Source organism: Shinella sp. (assembly GCF_049651085.1).
Classification (GTDB): Bacteria; Pseudomonadota; Alphaproteobacteria; order Rhizobiales; family Rhizobiaceae; genus Shinella.
Map to the genome: position 1 here is coordinate 31,545 of NZ_JBASBL010000011.1, position 16,452 is coordinate 47,996.

A 16,452-nucleotide genomic window follows, 5' to 3' on the forward strand; every position below is an offset into this window, starting at 1 on the left:
GTGCAGGAATATTGCACCGGAGGGCTTCATCATGGCCAATTCTCACCTGGACACCCTGTTTGGCCCCGAGCTGACGCCGCGCAACGGACGGGAGATCCTGGCCGCGCTCCAGGCCGCAGCCCGGGAACGCATCCTGGTGCTCGACGGCGCCATGGGCACGGAAATCCAGACGCTGAAGCTTGTGGAAGAGGACTTTCGCGGCGACCGCTTCGACAATTGCGCCTGCCACCAGCAGGGCAACAACGACCTGCTGACGCTGACCCAACCGGGGGCGATCGAGGACATCCACTATCGCTATGCGCTTGCGGGCGCCGACATCCTCGAAACCAACACCTTCTCCTCCACCACCATCGCCCAGGCCGATTACGGCATGGAAGACATGGTCTACGAGCTCAACCGCGACGGCGCGCGCCTTGCCCGCCGGGCCGGTTTGCGGGCGCAGGAAAAGGACGGCCGCCGCCGCTTCGTCGCCGGCGCGCTCGGGCCGACGAACCGCACCGCCTCGATGTCGCCTGATGTCAACAATCCCGGCTACCGAGCCGTCACCTTCGACGACCTTCGCGCCGCCTATGCCGGCCAGTTGCGCGGCCTCATCGACGGCGGCGCCGATATCATCCTGATCGAGACGATCTTCGACACGCTGAACGCCAAGGCCGCAATCTTCGCCACCCGCGAAGTGTTCGAGGAAAAGGGCATCGAGCTGCCCGTCATGATCTCCGGCACGATCACCGACCTTTCCGGCCGCACCCTCTCCGGCCAAACCCCGGAGGCCTTCTGGAATTCGGTACGCCATGCCGACCCCTTCTCCATCGGCCTCAATTGCGCGCTCGGCGCCAACGCCATGCGCGCGCACCTTGCCGAAATCTCCTCCGTCGCACAGACCTTCGTCTGCGCCTATCCGAATGCCGGCCTGCCGAACGCCTTCGGCGGCTATGACGAGAGCCCGGAGGAAATGGCCGCCCAGATCGAGGGCTTCATGCGCGACGGGCTGGTCAATATCGTCGGCGGCTGCTGCGGTTCGACGCCGGACCACATCCGCGCCATCGCCGAGGCGGCAGCGCGCCACACGCCGCGCGCCATTCCCGACATTCCCCGCCACATGCGCCTGTCCGGCCTCGAACCCTTCACGCTGACGGACGCCATTCCCTTCGTGAATGTCGGCGAGCGCACCAACGTCACGGGTTCCGCCAAATTCCGCAAGCTGATCACCGCCGGCGACTACGCCGCCGCGCTCGACGTCGCCCGCGACCAGGTGGCGAACGGCGCGCAGATCATCGACATCAACATGGATGAGGGCCTGATCGATTCCGCCCGGGCAATGACGGAATACCTGAACCTGATTGCCGCCGAACCGGACATCGCCCGCGTTCCCGTGATGATCGATTCGTCGAAATGGGAGGTGATCGAGGCCGGCCTGAAATGCGTGCAGGGCAAGCCGCTGGTCAATTCGATTTCGCTCAAGGAGGGAGAGGAAGCCTTCCTGCACCACGCCAAACTGGTGCGCGCCTATGGCGCCGCCGTCGTGGTCATGGCCTTCGACGAGACCGGCCAGGCCGATACGAAGGCGCGCAAGGTGGAGATCTGCACCCGCGCCTACAAGCTGCTCACCGAAGTCGCCGGTCTTGCGCCGGAGGACATCATCTTCGACCCGAATATCTTTGCCGTCGCCACTGGCATCGAGGAACACGACAACTACGGCGTCGATTTCATCGAGGCGACGGCCGAAATCACCGCAACGCTGCCGCACGTCCATATTTCCGGCGGCGTTTCCAACCTCTCCTTCTCCTTCCGCGGCAACGAGCCGGTGCGCGAGGCGATGCACGCCGTCTTCCTCTACCACGCCATCCAGGCGGGCATGGACATGGGGATCGTCAATGCCGGCCAGCTCGCCGTCTACGACACGATCGAGGCAGAGCTGCGCGAGGCCTGCGAGGACGTGGTGCTGAACCGCGCGCCCAAGGCCGGCGGCACCGCGACCGAACGCATGCTGGAGATCGCCGAGCGCTTCAAGGGCGCGGGCGGCAAGGAAGCGAAGGAACGCGACCTTGCCTGGCGCGACTGGCCGGTGGAAAAGCGGCTGGAACACGCGCTTGTCAACGGCATCACCGAATTCGTCGAGATCGACACCGAGGAAGCCCGCCAGAATGCCGAGCGGCCGCTTCACGTCATCGAAGGCCCGCTGATGGCCGGCATGAACGTCGTCGGCGACCTGTTCGGCGCGGGCAAGATGTTCCTCCCGCAGGTGGTGAAATCCGCCCGCGTGATGAAGCAGGCCGTCGCCGTGCTGCTACCCTATATGGAGGCCGAGAAGCTTGCCAACGGCGGCAGCGGCGAGCGGCAGAGCGCCGGAAAGATCCTGATGGCGACCGTCAAGGGCGACGTGCACGACATTGGCAAGAACATCGTCGGCGTCGTGCTGGCCTGCAACAATTACGAGATCATCGATCTCGGCGTCATGGTGCCGGCAACCAGGATCCTCGAAACGGCAAAGGCCGAAAAGGTCGACATGATCGGCCTTTCCGGCCTCATCACCCCCTCGCTCGACGAGATGGTGCATGTCGCCGCCGAAATGGAGCGCGAGGGCTTCGACATCCCCCTTCTCATCGGCGGGGCGACGACGAGCCGCGTGCATACGGCCGTCAAGATCCACCCGCGCTATGACCGGGGCCAGACGATCTATGTCACCGATGCGAGCCGCGCGGTCGGCGTCGTCGGCAGCCTCCTGTCGGCCGAGATGAAGCCCGGCTATGTGGAGACGCTGAAGGCGGAATACCGCAAGGTTGCCGACGCCCATGCCCGCAGCGAAGCGGAAAAGCAGCGCCTTCCCATCGCAAAGGCCCGCGAGAACGCCTTCAGGGCCGATTGGTCCGCCTACCAGCCCAAGACGCCGTCCTTCCTTGGCACGCGCGTCTTCCAGGACTGGGATCTCGCCGAACTGGCCCGCTATATCGACTGGACGCCCTTCTTCCAGACCTGGGAGCTGAAGGGCGTCTATCCCAAGATCCTCGACGACGAGAAGCAGGGCGCCGCCGCCCGCCAGCTGTTTGCCGATGCGCAGGCGATGCTGGAGCAGATCATCTCGGAGAAGTGGTTCACCCCGAAGGCGGTCGTCGGCTTCTGGCCGGCGGGCGCTGATGGCGACGACATCCGCCTGTTTACCGACGAGGCGCGCCAGGAAGACGTCGCCACCTTCTTCACGCTCCGCCAGCAGCTTTCCAAGCGGGACGGCCGGCCGAATCTCGCGCTTTCCGATTTCGTCGCGCCGGTCGACAGCGGCAAGCAGGACTATCTCGGCGGCTTCGTCGTCACCGCCGGCATCGGCGAGATCGCCATTGCCGAGCGTTTCGAGCGGGCGAACGACGACTATTCCTCGATCCTCGTCAAAGCGCTGGCCGACCGTTTCGCCGAAGCCTTCGCCGAGCGCATGCACGAAGTCGTGCGCAAGGAACTGTGGGGCTACGCACCGGACGAGGCCTTTGCCCCGACGGAGCTGATCGGCGAGCCCTATGCCGGCATCCGCCCCGCGCCGGGCTATCCCGCCCAGCCGGACCATACGGAGAAGACGACGCTGTTCCGTCTGCTCGACGCGGAAAAGGAAATCGGCGTCACCCTGACGGAGAGCTACGCCATGTGGCCCGGCTCTTCCGTCTCCGGCCTCTATATCGGCTCGCCCGAAAGCTACTATTTCGGCGTCGCCAAGGTGGAGCGCGACCAGACGGAAGACTATGCGCGCCGCAAGGGCATGGCGGTGGCCGAGGTGGAACGCTGGCTCGGACCGGTGCTCAACTACGTGCCGGCGCCCGTTCGCGACAACGCGGCCTGAGGCGGATCAGGCCGTCGCAAGGCCCAGCTGGAGCACCATGGCGTAGCTGGCGACAACCAGCACGCCGAGCGACAGCACGACTGCGGCCGTCACCCGAGGCCCCGCGCGCATCACGCGCCGGAGATCGATGCCGAGGCCGAGCGCCGCCATGGAGAGGATGGTCAGCACCGTCGCGGCCTTGCTCATGGCCTCCGCCAGCCCGGCATCGATGAGGCCGAAACTGCGCGCGGCGAGCATGACGAGAAAGCCGAGGATGAACCACGGCACGAGCCGGTGCAGCGCCGGGCGGCGGCCGCCCGCGGTGCCCGCGGCGAGCGACAGCACGAAGACGACAGGCCCGAGCATCAGCACGCGCACCAGCTTGACGAAGGTGCCGATCTGGATGCTGAGCGCGGAAACCGGCGCCGTCGCCGCCAGGACCTGCGGCACCGCATAGACCGTCATGCCGGCCATCACGCCATAGCCCGTCGCCGACAGGCCGAGCAGCGGCACCAGCACCGGCAGCAGCAGCACCGTGACCATGCCGAGCACCGCGGTGAAGGCGATGGAGGAAGCGACGTCCTGCGCATCGGCGCGGATGACCGGCGCGGTCGCGGCGATCGCCGAATTGCCGCAGATGGAATTGCCGCAGGCGACCAGCAGCGCGACGCGGCGGGACAGGCCGAGCCCACGGCCGATTCCATAGCTGGCGACCAGAGCCACCGCCACCACTGCCGCAATGGCGCCGATCAGCGGCAAGCCCAGGCCCGCGATCGCCGAAGCGCTGACGCCGGCGCCGAGCAGCACGATGGCCACTTCCAGAAAATACTTCGCCGAAAAGGCGATGCCGGGATCGAAGGCTTCCGGCCGGCGGATCAGCAGCCGGGCAAAGGCGCCGATCAGGATCGCCAGCACCAGCGCCTCGATCCACGCGCCCCCCGTCAGCCGCAATTCCAGCCGTTCGGCAAGCACTGCAAGGCCGGAAATGAAGGCCGACAGAACTATGCCCGGCAGCAAGGCGCGAATTCCAAGGATCGTTTGTTTGTTAGGCATTTTTTCCATGCGCCGACAGTGCGCTTGAAAAACCGTTCGATCCATCGGTAAATATCGGATGTTTCATTCGACTGGATCGAACAATGATGACACTGGAACAACTCCGTATCTTTGTCGCGGTGGCGGAGCGGGAACATCTGACCCGCGCGGCGGAGGCGCTGAACCTCACGCCTTCGGCCGTCAGTTCGGCAATCCGCGTGCTGGAGGAGCGCTACGCGACGGCCCTGTTCCACAGGACGGGGCGGCGGATCGAACTGACGGAGGCGGGGCTCGCCTTCCTGCCGGAGGCAAGGGCGACGCTCGCCCGTGCGCAAAGCGCCGACCTCTTCCTCACCGAAATCGGCGGGCTGAAGCGCGGCACGCTGGCGCTGGCCGCCAGCCAGACTGCCGGCGGCTACTGGCTGCCGCCACGCCTCATGCGCTTTCGCCAATCCTATCCGGCAATCGATATCCGCATGATGAGCGGCAACACGGAGCAGGTGGCCGACGCCATTCTCGGCGGCCGGGCGGAGCTGGGCTTCGTTGAGGGCGAGGTGGATCACCCTGCACTATCGCAACGCATCGTCGCCCGCGACCGGGTCGTCATCGTCGCGCCGTCCGGTCATCCGCTGGCGGAAAAACCCGTCACGCCCGACGATCTTGCCAGAGCGCGCTGGGTGCTGCGCGAACCCGGTTCCGGTACGCGTAGCGCCCTGACATCGGTGCTCGACGAGGAAACTCTGGATATCGCGCTGTCGCTCCCGTCCAACGAGGCGGTGCGCAGCGCGGTGCTTTGCGGCAATGCGCTGACGGCCGTTTCGGAATTCGTCGTGCGGGACGACCTTGCCGCCGGCCGGCTCGCACCGATTGCCTTCGACCTGCCCGAACGCGCCTTCCGCCTGCTGCGGCACAAGGAGCGCTACCGCTCCAAGGTCGCCCTGGCATTCGAGGACCTGCTTTAATCGCCTCGGCCGCGGAAGCGGCGCTGGTAGGCGGGATCGTAGAGCGAGCTTTCGCGAAAATCCTCCGCCGCCAGCGTGCGTCCGACGAAGATCAGCGCCGTGCGTTCGATCGGCTCTTGCGCGACCTGCGCCACGATATCGGCCAGTGTGCCGCGCACCACGCGCTCGTCCGGCCAGGAAGCCTTGACGACGATCGCCACCGGGCAATCGGCGCCATAGAGCGGCGTCAGGTCCTCGACCACCTTGTTCAGCGCATGGATGGCGAGGTGGATGGCGAGCGTCGCGCCCGTCGCGCCGAACCCTTCCAGCGTCTCGCGACCTGGCATGGGCGAGGCGCGGCCGGAAACGCGGGTGAGCACGAGGCTCTGCGCGACGGCCGGAATGGTGAGTTCGCGCCCGAGGGCGGCGGCGGCGGCCGCAAAGGACGGCACGCCCGGCGTCATCGTATAGGCGATGCCGTGCTTTTCGAGGCGGCGGATCTGCTCGGCGACGGCGCTCCAGACGGAAAGGTCGCCGGAATGGAGCCGCGCCACGTCCTCGCCCGCTTCGGCGGCACGGACATATTCCGCTTCGATCTCGTCGAGTGACATCGGCGCCGTATCGACGATGCGCGCGCCGGGCGGGCAATATTGCAGCAGTTCCGGCGAGACGATGGAGCCTGCATAGAGGCAGACCGGGCATTTGCCGATGAGATCACGGCCGCGCACGGTAATCAGGTCGGCAGCGCCCGGACCGGCGCCGATGAAGTGAACGGTCATTCTGTATCCTCGGTTTGATTGGCCGGCTTCACCCAGCGCCATTGCGTGACCGGCATGGCCGGCCGCCAGCCTGTCATCTGCCCGACAGGTGAAGCGCGTGCGATATCGATGCGGATCAGCGATCCGCCGAGCCGCGCGTGATGGGCGAGAAGCACCGCTTCCATTTCGGTCGTCACCGCATTGGCGATGAGCCGTCCGCCGGGTTTGAGGCCTGCAAGCGCTACCTCCATTACCCCCGTCTCGCTGCCGCCACCACCGATGAAGACGGCATCCGGTGCGGCAAGCCCGGCCAGCGCCGAAGGGGCTACCCCCTCGACCACGGCAAGACCCGGCACGCCGAAACTGTTCGCGTTCCGGCGGATCCGGGCAGCGCGCTCACGATGACCCTCGATTGCAATGGCGCGAAGCGACGGGTCGGCCAGCATCCATTCGATGCCGATGGAGCCGGAACCGGCACCGACATCCCACAGCAGTTCACCGCGTCGCGGCGCGAGCGCCGAAAGCGTCAGGGCGCGGACCTCGTGCTTGGTGATCTGGCCGTCATGCTCGAAGAGGCCGTCGTCGAGGCCCGGCGTATAGGCAAGAACCCGCGCCCCCTCGCCGGCCGTAACCTCCACGGCGCAGACATTCAGCATGTCCGCCTCCGAAAGGGCAAAACGGTCGGCCCGGTGGCTGCTCACTCGCTCGCGTGCACCGCCGAGCGCTTCCAGCACGGTAAGCGCCGAGGCACCGAAGCCGCATTCGGAAAGCAGGCCCGCAAGGGCCGCCGGACCATCGCTGTCGGATGTCAGGGTGAGGATGCGGCTGCCGGGGTGCAGGTGCGGGCGAATGAGATCGAGGGGCCGGCCGTGCAGGGAGACGCAGACTGTATCCTGCAGCGCCCAGCCCATGCGCGAGGCTGCAAGGCTGAACGAGGACGGCGCGGGCAGGACACGCATCTGCGCCCGCGCGATGCGGCGTGAAAGCGTGACGCCCACGCCGTAGAAGAACGGATCGCCCGAGGCGAGCACGACGACGGGGCGGCCGCGCGCGGCAATGACCGCCTCGACGGAGCGCTCGAAGGGGCTGAGCCAGACCTGCCGCTCGCCGCGGATCGCCCCGTCGGCAAGCTCCAGATGCCGCGCGCCGCCGAAGACGCATTCAGCAGCGGCAATGGCGGCCTTGGCCTCGTCGCCGAGACCCGCTAGACCGTCTTCGCCGATCCCGACGATGGTGAGCCACGGGGTGGCGGCGGAAAGGGCTGGATCAGGCGTGGACAAGAGACGCATCCTCATACTGGGCGGCACGAGCGAGGCCCGCGCGCTTGCCGGACGTCTTGCCGAACGGCCCGACCTTGCCGTCACGCTGTCGCTCGCCGGCCGCACGCTCGATCCCGCGCCGCAGCCCGTGCCGGTGCGCACCGGCGGCTTCGGCGGCGTGCCGGGGCTTGTTGCCCATCTTCGCGAACAGGCCGTCGATCTCCTCATCGACGCCACGCATCCCTTTGCAAAGCAGATTTCCGCCAATGCCCGCGCGGCGAGCGAGACGACCGGCATCCCGTTGCTGCGGCTGGAACGGCTCGGCTGGGAGGAAACGCAGGGCGACCGCTGGACGCGCGTCGCCTCGATTGCCGACGCCGTGGCGGCGCTGGGCGCTGAGCCGCGCCGCGTCTTCCTCGCCATCGGACGGCAGGAGGCGAAGGCCTTCGACGCCGCCCCGCAGCACCACTATCTGGTGCGCAGCGTCGATCCCGTCGATCCGCCGCTCGATGCGCCGCATGTCGACTACCTCCTGGCCCGCGGCCCCTTCGCCGTCGAGGCGGAAGTGGCATTGCTGCAGGCGCACCGCATCGACGTCGTCGTCAGCAAGAATTCCGGCGGCGAGGCCACCCATGGCAAGATCGTCGCCGCGCGCAATCTCGGCCTGCCCGTCGTTCTGGTCGAGCGGGCGGCGGTGGAGAACGACCACCGCGCCGAGACGGTCGAAGATGCGCTGCGGCTCGCCGATCATCTCGTCGCGTCCTTCAGGAAGCGCGGCGTATAGACGAGGTCCGGCAGGTCCGGGCGGGCGATGATGCGCGTTTCCGGCGAGCCGATGACGACGCAGGTCGCCATGTCGGCGCGCTCCGCCTCGGCCTGCCCAAGCGGCATGACCAGCATGCACTCGTCCGGCCGGCCGGCGGCGCGGCCGAAGATGACGGGCGTTTGCGCCGGCAGAACCTCCCGCAGGATTTCAAAGGCCTTGCCAAGCTGCCAGGGCCGCGCCTTGCTGATCGGGTTGTAGAGCGCAATGACGAGGCCGGCTTCGGCAACCATGCGCAGCCGCTTCTCGATGATTTCCCAGGGCTTCAGGTTGTCGGAAAGCGAGATGGCGCAGAAATCGTGGCCGAGCGGCGCACCGATGCGCGCGGCGACCGCCAGCATGGCCGTAACGCCCGGCACGACGACGAGATCGACGGACTTCCATTCCTGCGGTCCCGCATCGATCGCCTCGCAGACCGCCGCCGCCATGGCGAAGACGCCGGGATCGCCGCCCGAGACGACGCAGACATTCACGCCCGCGGCCGCCCGCGTCAGGGCTGCCTCTGCGCGGGTGAGCTCCTCGCGGTTGTCGGAGGCGACCTTGATCTGGTCCGGCCGCAGATTCAGCCGGTCGATATAGGGAAAATAGCCGAAGAACTCGCGCGACGCCTCGACGGCACTGAGCGCTTGCGGCGTCATCTGGTCCGGATTGCCGGGGCCGGTACCGATTACGAAAAGCGTGCCGGTCATCCGCGGCCACTCCAGCCCGGCACCAGCACCAGCGAGAAATAGGGCGCCGTGTCGTCGAGCTTTTCGGCAAGCCGCATGGACTTGCTTGCCGCCATGGTGCCGCGTTCGACATAGATCGCCTCGCCCAGCCGCCCGGCCTTTGCCAGCGCCCGGCGGATTTTCGGCAGGTTGCGGCCGACCTTCATGATGACGGCAGCCTCGGTGTCGACGAGGCGGCGCGACAGCTGCTCCTCGGCCATCGTGCCCGGCAGAACGGAAAGAACGTCGTCGCCCTGCACGATCGGCAGGCCCGAAAGCGACCAGCAGCCGGACATGGCCGTGATGCCGGGAACGACCTCTGTCGGGAACCGGTCGGCAAGCCGCACATGCAGGTGCATGTAGGAGCCGTAGAACATCGGGTCACCCTCCGAAAGGATCGCGACCGTGCGGCCGGCGGCAAGATGCTCCGCCACGGCGGCAGCGGAGGCATCGTAGAAGGCCGTGATCTGGCTCTTGTAGTCGTCGTGGTCCTTGTCGATTTCCGTCGTCACCGGATAGTAGAGCGGCAGCTCCACCATGCCGGGCTTCAACAGGCCCTCGACAATGGCGCGCCCGTTGCCGGAGCGACCGGCCTTGGCGAAATAGGCGAGTACATCCGCTTCGCCGATCGCACGCACCGCCTTCAGCGTCAGGAGTTCCGGATCGCCCGGTCCCGTGCCCACGCCATAGAGCCGTCCCGTCGCCATTGCCATGTTCATAGTCCCGGCCTCGCCAGCGAATTGAGGGCGGCCGCCGTCATGGCGCTGCCGCCGAGACGGCCGCGCACGATGGCGAAGGGCACGCCGTAGGAATTTTCAGCGAGCGCATCCTTCGATTCCGCCGCGCCGACAAAGCCGACGGGCATGCCGAGGATCGTCGCCGGTTTCGGCGCGCCGTCGCGCAGGAGTTCCAGCAGGTAGAAAAGGGCGGTCGGCGCATTGCCGATGGCGACGACCGAACCCGCCATGCGCTCCAGCCACAGGCGGATGGCGGCGGCCGAGCGGGTATTGCCGGTTTCCTGCGCAAGCGCGGGCGTGCGCGGATCGCGCAGCGTGCAGATCACCTCGTTGCTTGCCGGCAGGCGCGCGGCGGTAACGCCGCGGGCGACCATTTCGGCATCGCAGAAGATCGGCGCACCGGCCTGAAGCGCCGCACGCGCGGACCCCACGAAATCCGGCGAGAAGACGAAATGCGCCGCCGCCTCGACGAGCCCGGCGGCGTGGATCATGCGCACGGCAACATCCGATTCCGCCTCGGAAAAGCGCGAAAGATCGGCCTCGGCGCGGATGATCGCGAAGGATTTCTCATAGATGGCCGTGCCATCCTTGATGTAGTCGTACTGGGTCATTGTTGGCCTTGATATGCGGAAACGAGGGATGCGGGCGCGGTGCGGTCGAGAAGGCTTCCCGCCGTCTCGCCGTCGAGACGCCGCGCGCGCAAAAAGGTGCCGAGGCGCTGGATCGCGGGCGTCAGGTCGTCTGGCGGTAGACTTGCCACGGGGGTATCACTCGCCCGCCCGCCGAGCACGAGCCCGACGCCCGCGACCGTGCCGCAAAGCGTGACCGCCGCAGCGCCCGGATGGGCGCAGCCCTTCGGGCAGCCGGAAATGTGCACATCGACAGAGCCGTCCAGCAGCGCGCCGGCCTGCGCCACCACGGCATCGGCCGCAGCATGGGTATCGAAATGGGCGGAGGCGCAGCCGGCGGCACCGGCGCAGATCGAAACGGAGCGGCCGGGCGCGTCGTCCCTGCTCCAGAAGCCGGCGCGATCCGCGCAGGCCTGAGCGCTTGCCATCCCTTTCCCGGACAGGCCGCGCACCAGCAGGGTGCGATGCGGCGCGAGGCGGAATTCAAAGGCGCCGCAGGCGGACAGGTCAGTCACAAGCCCCGCAAGCCGCTCGGCACGCATCTGGCCATAGGCCGGGGCGATCCCGAGCACGGTTTCGCCGCCAACAGGGTGGGCACCGAGCGGATGAGCGGACGATACAAGCAAAACCACGGGCTGCGAAACCGCTCCAAGCCGCGCTGCAAGGGAGGAAGCATCCAGATCACGGCCACGGGCGGCAGGCCCGATTGCGGCAAGCGCGGCCACGGCCGTCATCGCGCCATCCATCACCGTGTCCGGCGAAAGCAGGGCGACGACCTTTGCCGTTTGGCGATTGCCCCGCACCGACAAGCGCCAGGCAACCGTGCCCCCCACGGCAACGGCATCGAGCCGGATGTCGGCAACCATATCGGCAAGGCCAAGCACGCCGCCGCCGTCGACGACCACGGCAAGCTTCGGCGCAAGCACAAGCGATGCGGCAGCGATCGCCTCGCGCAATGCTTCAGCGACCGGCGTGGCATCGGCGATTTCCGACGGATCAATACCGGCAAGCGGCGGGATCTCGATGGCGACGCCCCGTTGCGGGACGATACCGGCGGCGGCAAGTCCCGCGGCAAGGCGCGGCACCGAAGCCTCCGTCAGGCCGCGAAGCTGGAGATTGCCGCGCGCGGTGATCTCGATGAGGCCGTTGCCGTGTTCGCGCGCAAGATCGGCAAGGCACAGCAGGTCGTGCGCGCCCAGCGCCGCCGCAACGGGGCGCAGGCGCACCAGCAGGCCGTCGCCGGTCTGCATGGGCGTTGCGAGCGACGGGCATGCGCCACGGCGCAGCGCGCCCGTATCGTTCTGCGACTGGGTGAGGATCGTCGTCACGCCGCCCCCTCCTCGGCCTCGCTCGCGGGGCGGCGGATCAGGTAGGTGTCCATGATCCAGCCATGCTCTTCGCGCGCCTTGCGGCGGGTCTCGGTGATGGTCTCGGCCATGTCGGCAAGCCGGCCGGAGAGCAGGATTTCATGCGGCGTGCCGAGATAGGCGCCCCACCAGATTTCCGCCTCCGGGTCGCTCACCGTGCGGAAGGCCTGCACACCATCGAGCATGACGAGCGCATCGCGCGAGGATTCCGGCCAGCCCTCGACAAGGCGGCGGCCGGTGGTGATCTCGACGGGCAGGCCGATGCGGTTGAGCGCAATGCCATGCCCGGCGCAGAGCGCCTGGACGCTGGTGATGCCGGGAATGACTTCGGTCTTGAAGGCGACACGCCCGGTCGTGCGGACATGCTCGATGATGCGCAGCGTGCTGTCATAGAGCATCGGATCGCCCCAGACGAGCAGGCCGAGCGTCTCGTCCTCGCCCACCTCGTTCAACAATGTGCGCTCGTAGATGGCGGCGATGGCGCGATGCCAGTCGTTGACGCCGTCCTCATAGGATCCGTCGGCGCGGCGCACCGGCACGGCATAGTCGAGGACGCGGCAGGCAGGGTTGGTGAGGAAGCGGTCGCAGATCTCGCGGCGCGCGGCGGCGAGATAGGCCTTCTCGTCGCCCTTGGTGGGGATGAGCAGCACATCGGCCCGGTTCAGCGCACCCACCGCCTGAACGGTCATGTGCTCGGGATTGCCCGCGCCGATCCCGATGACCAGTATCTTTCTCAAATTCCCGTCTCCGTGCGGCTTGCGCTCCCGGTTTGCGTCCCGACTTGGGTCCCACGCCTCTTCCTAATCCCAAAAGCCGCCGGAAGACAGCCCCCGGATCGCGTCCTTTGCCGGTCTTTTTGAGACTCCGCGCCGTTTGGCCCTAAGCGGCCTTGCGGCTGGTCAGATAGGCGCGCGGCGAAGCGCCCAGCATGCGCTTGAACATGGTGGTGAAGGCCGGCACGCTCTCATAGCCGGCATCGAGCGCCACCTGCGTCACCGGCTCGCCGGCGGCAAGGCGCGGCAGGCAGGCGAAGAGGCAGGCCTGCTGGCGCCAGGTGACGAAGCTGACGCCCATTTCCTGCCGGAAGAAGCGCGTGAAGGTGCGCCGGCTCATGTGGAGACGCCGCGCCCAATCGTCGATTTTCACCGTCGGCGACGGCTGCTCGACGAAATCGCGGCAGAGGCCGGCAAGCCGTCCACTCGCCGGGAAGGGCAGGCCGAGGCGGCGCTCCGGCAGGCGGCCGATCTCGTCGAGCAGCAACGCCATGACAAGCTCCTCGCGGCCGCGATCCTCCTCCATCGCATCCTTTCGCACGGTCGCGGCGATCAGTTGCCGGGCAAGGTCAGTCACTTCCAGCACCGTCGGTTCCAGCGACGACGCCCGGCCTTCCGGCGAATAGATATAGACCGAGCGCATGCTGACATCGCTGTACATCTCGACGGAATGTTCCAGGCCGCGGGGAATGAGCAGGGCGTGACCGGGCGGGATCATCCAGCGGCCGCGATCGGTCGCCACCAGCACGACACCAGCGAACACGCACAGGAACTGCGTGCGGCGATGCCGGTGCGGCGGCACGATGTAGCCGCCCGGAACGTCCGTACTGTGAACCAGCACGTCCTCGTTCGACTGTTCCATCCGGGCAAGGTTGCGGATGTGATCGGCATTCAGCACCTGGAGGCGCGCGGCGGTCAATTTTCCCATTTTTGGCCCATTCGCGTAAAAAATGGACCTCAGCACAAAAGCAGGCCGCGGGCAATCCTTGTATCTGAGCAGAAAACGCCGGACCGGCGGATCATTTCGAGGCCAATATGTCGACTATCGTTCCTGCAGCGCCGCGCAGCGCTGCCGTCACCAGCTATTCCGTCATCATTGCCGTCAGCGCCTGCCACATGCTGAACGACATCATGCAGTCGCTGCTGACGTCGCTCTATCCGCTGCTGAAGGAAAACTATTCGCTCGACTTCGTGCAGATCGGCCTGCTGACCATGGCCTTCCAGGTCACCGCATCGCTCCTGCAGCCAGCGGTCGGCATCATCACGGATCGCTGGCCGATGCCCTTCTCGCTGCCGGTCGGCATGGGCAGCACCTTTGTCGGGCTCATCCTGCTCGCCTATGCGCATTCCTTCCCCATGCTGATCTTCGGCGCGTGCCTGATCGGCCTCGGCTCGGCGATCTTCCATCCGGAATCCTCGCGCGTCGCGCGCCTTGCCTCGGGCGGGCGGCATGGCCTTGCGCAGTCCATGTTCCAGGTCGGCGGCAATGCCGGCACGGCGATCGGCCCGCTGCTCGCCGCCTTCATCGTGCTGCCCTTCGGCCAGACGAGCGTCGCCTGGCTCTCGGTCGTCGCGCTGGTCGGCATTATCATCCTCACCTGGGTCGGCAACTGGTATGCCGGCGAGCGCAAGATGGCCGCCGGCCGGCCCGCCGTCAGCCGTGAGCTGCCGCTGCCGCGCGGACGCGTCGCCTGGGCGCTTGCCGTGCTCGTGCTGCTGACGACAACGAAGAACGCCTACCTGTCCAGCATTTCGAGCTATTTCACCTTCTACACGATCAACCGCTTCGGCCTCGACGTGCAGCAGGCGCAGCTCATGCTGTTCCTCTTCCTCGGTGCATCTGCCCTCGGCGTCTTCATGGGCGGCCCGATCGGCGACCGGTTCGGCACGCGCTTCGTCATCTGGTTCTCGATCCTCGGCGTCATCCCCTTCGCGTTGATGCTGCCCTATGCGAACCTGTTCTGGACCGGCGTGCTGACCGTGCTGATCGGCCTGATCTTCTCCTCCGCCTTCTCGGCCATCGTCGTCTTCGCACAGGAGCTGATACCGGGTCGCGTCGGCATGATCGCCGGCATCTTCTTCGGCTTCGCCTTCGGCGCCGGCGGCCTTGCCGCGGCCCTGCTCGGCGGCGTTGCCGACAGTCACGGCATCGAGTTCATCTACAAGGTCTGCTCGTACATGCCGCTGCTCGGCATCCTGACGATCTTCCTGCCGCGCCTGCCGGCAAAACCCTGAACGAGAAACGCCCGGCTTCGACCGGGCGTTTTGCTGCAAGGGGCAGTCAGAAGAGCTAGAAGCGCGCGCCCGCCAGATGGGCGATCTGCGCGCCGAGCTCGTAATAGCCCTCGCGCACCGCGCGGAAGGAAGGGGCCTGCGGATCGGTGACCGGCAACGGAAGGTCCGCCTCGGTAATCTCGCCAGAGACGAGCTGCGCCAGCGTGCGGCCGAAGACCGTGCCGGGCGCGATGCCACGGCCGTTATAGCCGGAAAAGCCGATGACGTTTTCGGCAAGGCGATGGAAGCGCGGCAGGTTGTCCGACGTCATGCCGATCTTGCCATACCATTCCGCCTCGAAGGCGATATCGCCGATCTCGGGAAACAGTCTTTTCAGCGCCCGCCGCGCCCAGGCCTTGTGGATGCTGGCGCCCGTGCCGCGCAGCGCCCCGACGCTGCCGAAGACCAGCCGGCCGCGCTGATCGAAACGGAAGGAGGACAGCACTTCCTTCGTATCCCACGCCCCCTGGCGTTCCGGCAGGATCTTCGCCTGCATTTCGGCCGAAAGCGGCACCGTGGCGAAGTTGAAATAGGGAAGATGCACGAGTTCGGCGCGCACTTCATGCCACGGCGCGACCGTATAGGCATTGGTCGCCACGACCACCCAGTCGGCCGTCACCGTGCCGCGCGCGGTCTTCACCGTCCAGCGCTTGCCGCTCCGCTCGGCGCCCGTCACCGGGCTGCCGGTAAAGACCTGTGCGCCGGCGGCAATCGCCGCGCGGGCAAGGCCGCGTGCATAAGCGAGCGGCTGGATCGTGCCGGCGCGCATATCAAGCAGCGAACCGGCATAGGCCTTGGTGCCGACCTTCGCCGCCGTCTCGTCAGCACCGAGCAGGCGCACCGGCGCGCCGCGGCGGGCCCATTGCTCGGCGCGCTGCTTCAGCTCGTCGAAGCCCGACTGGCCGACCGCGCAATGCAGCGTGCCGGCCGGATTGATCTCGCAATCGATCTTGTGTTTCCCGACAAGGTCGAAGACGAGGCGCGGGGCATTACCGAGCAGCTCGAGCAGCCGGCTGCCGTAGAGATCACCGAGCACGCCCGGCAGTTCGTCCGGCATCACCCACATGCCGGCATTGACGAGACCGACATTGCGGCCCGAACCGCCATAGCCGATTTCCGCCCCCTCGAGCAGGACAACCTTCGTGCCGCGCTCGGCAAGATGCAGCGCGGTCGAAAAACCCGTATAGCCGCCGCCGACGATGACGACATCCGCCTCCGCCGCGCCGGAAAAGGCAACCGTTTCGGGGGCGGGAGGAGCGGTCATCTCCCAAAGGCCATGAGAGCGCGGGTCGTTGAGCATGGTGCTTATCTTTTAAAGGAGGAAAATCTGTCCTCGCACAATCGGCGATA

The 16,452-nt window shown here is 67.1% G+C and carries 14 protein-coding genes; 4 read left to right on the forward strand and 10 right to left on the reverse strand.

Going from position 1 to position 16,452, the window contains the following annotated elements:
- The first annotated feature begins 31 nt into the window (after positions 1 to 31).
- The gene (metH, locus tag WA950_RS07355) at positions 32 to 3,823 is read left to right on the forward strand and encodes a methionine synthase (RefSeq protein ID WP_424551047.1); all 3,792 of its coding nucleotides are present in this window, start codon (positions 32 to 34) and stop codon (positions 3,821 to 3,823) included.
- 6 nt (positions 3,824 to 3,829) lie between these two features.
- Here metH and WA950_RS07360 read toward each other — a convergent pair whose 3' ends face one another.
- Positions 3,830 to 4,855 (reverse strand): YeiH family protein, encoded by a 1,026-nt coding sequence (locus tag WA950_RS07360; RefSeq protein ID WP_424551048.1) that lies wholly within the window; start codon positions 4,853 to 4,855, stop codon positions 3,830 to 3,832.
- An 86-nt stretch (positions 4,856 to 4,941) separates the two neighbouring features.
- On the opposite strand from WA950_RS07360, the gene WA950_RS07365 reads away from it, so the two are divergent.
- A complete protein-coding gene (locus WA950_RS07365; RefSeq protein WP_424551102.1) occupies positions 4,942 to 5,796 on the forward strand; it encodes a LysR family transcriptional regulator in 855 nt (284 codons plus the stop codon).
- On the opposite strand, the gene cobM is transcribed toward WA950_RS07365, so the two are convergent.
- Both cobM and cbiE read right to left on the reverse strand, forming a co-directional pair.
- Complete coding sequence (gene cobM / locus WA950_RS07370) at positions 5,793 to 6,554, reverse strand: precorrin-4 C(11)-methyltransferase (RefSeq protein WP_424551049.1); 762 nt, start codon at positions 6,552 to 6,554, stop codon at positions 5,793 to 5,795. The two genes, WA950_RS07365 and cobM, sit on opposite strands and share 4 nt — an antisense overlap.
- On the reverse strand, positions 6,551 to 7,822 hold the full coding sequence (cbiE, locus tag WA950_RS07375; protein WP_424551050.1) for a precorrin-6y C5,15-methyltransferase (decarboxylating) subunit CbiE: 1,272 nt from the start codon (positions 7,820 to 7,822) through the stop codon (positions 6,551 to 6,553). Before cbiE ends, cobM begins: the two co-directional genes overlap by 4 nt.
- Between cbiE and WA950_RS07380 the strand changes: the two genes are divergently transcribed.
- Positions 7,806 to 8,576, forward strand: coding sequence for a cobalt-precorrin-6A reductase (locus WA950_RS07380; protein WP_424551051.1), 771 nt, complete (start codon positions 7,806 to 7,808; stop codon positions 8,574 to 8,576). The genes cbiE and WA950_RS07380 overlap by 17 nt on opposite strands.
- On the opposite strand, the gene WA950_RS07385 is transcribed toward WA950_RS07380, so the two are convergent.
- The 6 genes from WA950_RS07385 to WA950_RS07410 all read right to left on the reverse strand — a co-directional run bounded on the left by WA950_RS07385 (position 8,540) and on the right by WA950_RS07410 (position 13,756).
- Complete coding sequence (locus tag WA950_RS07385; RefSeq protein ID WP_424551052.1) at positions 8,540 to 9,304, reverse strand: precorrin-3B C(17)-methyltransferase; 765 nt, start codon at positions 9,302 to 9,304, stop codon at positions 8,540 to 8,542. The two genes, WA950_RS07380 and WA950_RS07385, sit on opposite strands and share 37 nt — an antisense overlap.
- Positions 9,301 to 10,035: a precorrin-2 C(20)-methyltransferase gene (locus WA950_RS07390; protein ID WP_424551053.1), complete on the reverse strand. Its 735-nt coding sequence runs from the start codon at positions 10,033 to 10,035 to the stop codon at positions 9,301 to 9,303. The genes WA950_RS07385 and WA950_RS07390 overlap by 4 nt, the downstream gene beginning before the upstream one ends.
- 2 nt (positions 10,036 to 10,037) lie before the next feature.
- On the reverse strand, positions 10,038 to 10,670 hold the full coding sequence (locus WA950_RS07395; RefSeq protein WP_424551054.1) for a precorrin-8X methylmutase: 633 nt from the start codon (positions 10,668 to 10,670) through the stop codon (positions 10,038 to 10,040).
- The gene (gene cobG, locus WA950_RS07400) at positions 10,667 to 12,016 is read right to left on the reverse strand and encodes a precorrin-3B synthase (RefSeq protein ID WP_424551055.1); all 1,350 of its coding nucleotides are present in this window, start codon (positions 12,014 to 12,016) and stop codon (positions 10,667 to 10,669) included. The genes WA950_RS07395 and cobG overlap by 4 nt, the downstream gene beginning before the upstream one ends.
- Positions 12,013 to 12,792: a precorrin-6A synthase (deacetylating) gene (gene cobF / locus WA950_RS07405; protein WP_424551056.1), complete on the reverse strand. Its 780-nt coding sequence runs from the start codon at positions 12,790 to 12,792 to the stop codon at positions 12,013 to 12,015. Before cobF ends, cobG begins: the two co-directional genes overlap by 4 nt.
- A 142-nt stretch (positions 12,793 to 12,934) precedes the next feature.
- Positions 12,935 to 13,756 (reverse strand): AraC family transcriptional regulator, encoded by an 822-nt coding sequence (locus WA950_RS07410; protein WP_424551057.1) that lies wholly within the window; start codon positions 13,754 to 13,756, stop codon positions 12,935 to 12,937.
- A gap of 107 nt (positions 13,757 to 13,863) precedes the next feature.
- Here WA950_RS07410 and WA950_RS07415 point away from each other — a divergent pair, with 107 nt between their 5' ends.
- Positions 13,864 to 15,063, forward strand: a complete 1,200-nt coding sequence (locus tag WA950_RS07415) for an MFS transporter (protein WP_424551058.1) — start codon at positions 13,864 to 13,866, stop codon at positions 15,061 to 15,063.
- Positions 15,064 to 15,118: 55 nt separating this feature from the next.
- Here WA950_RS07415 and WA950_RS07420 read toward each other — a convergent pair whose 3' ends face one another.
- Positions 15,119 to 16,402, reverse strand: a complete 1,284-nt coding sequence (locus WA950_RS07420) for an NAD(P)/FAD-dependent oxidoreductase (protein WP_424551059.1) — start codon at positions 16,400 to 16,402, stop codon at positions 15,119 to 15,121.
- Between the last annotated feature and the right edge of the window lie 50 nt (positions 16,403 to 16,452).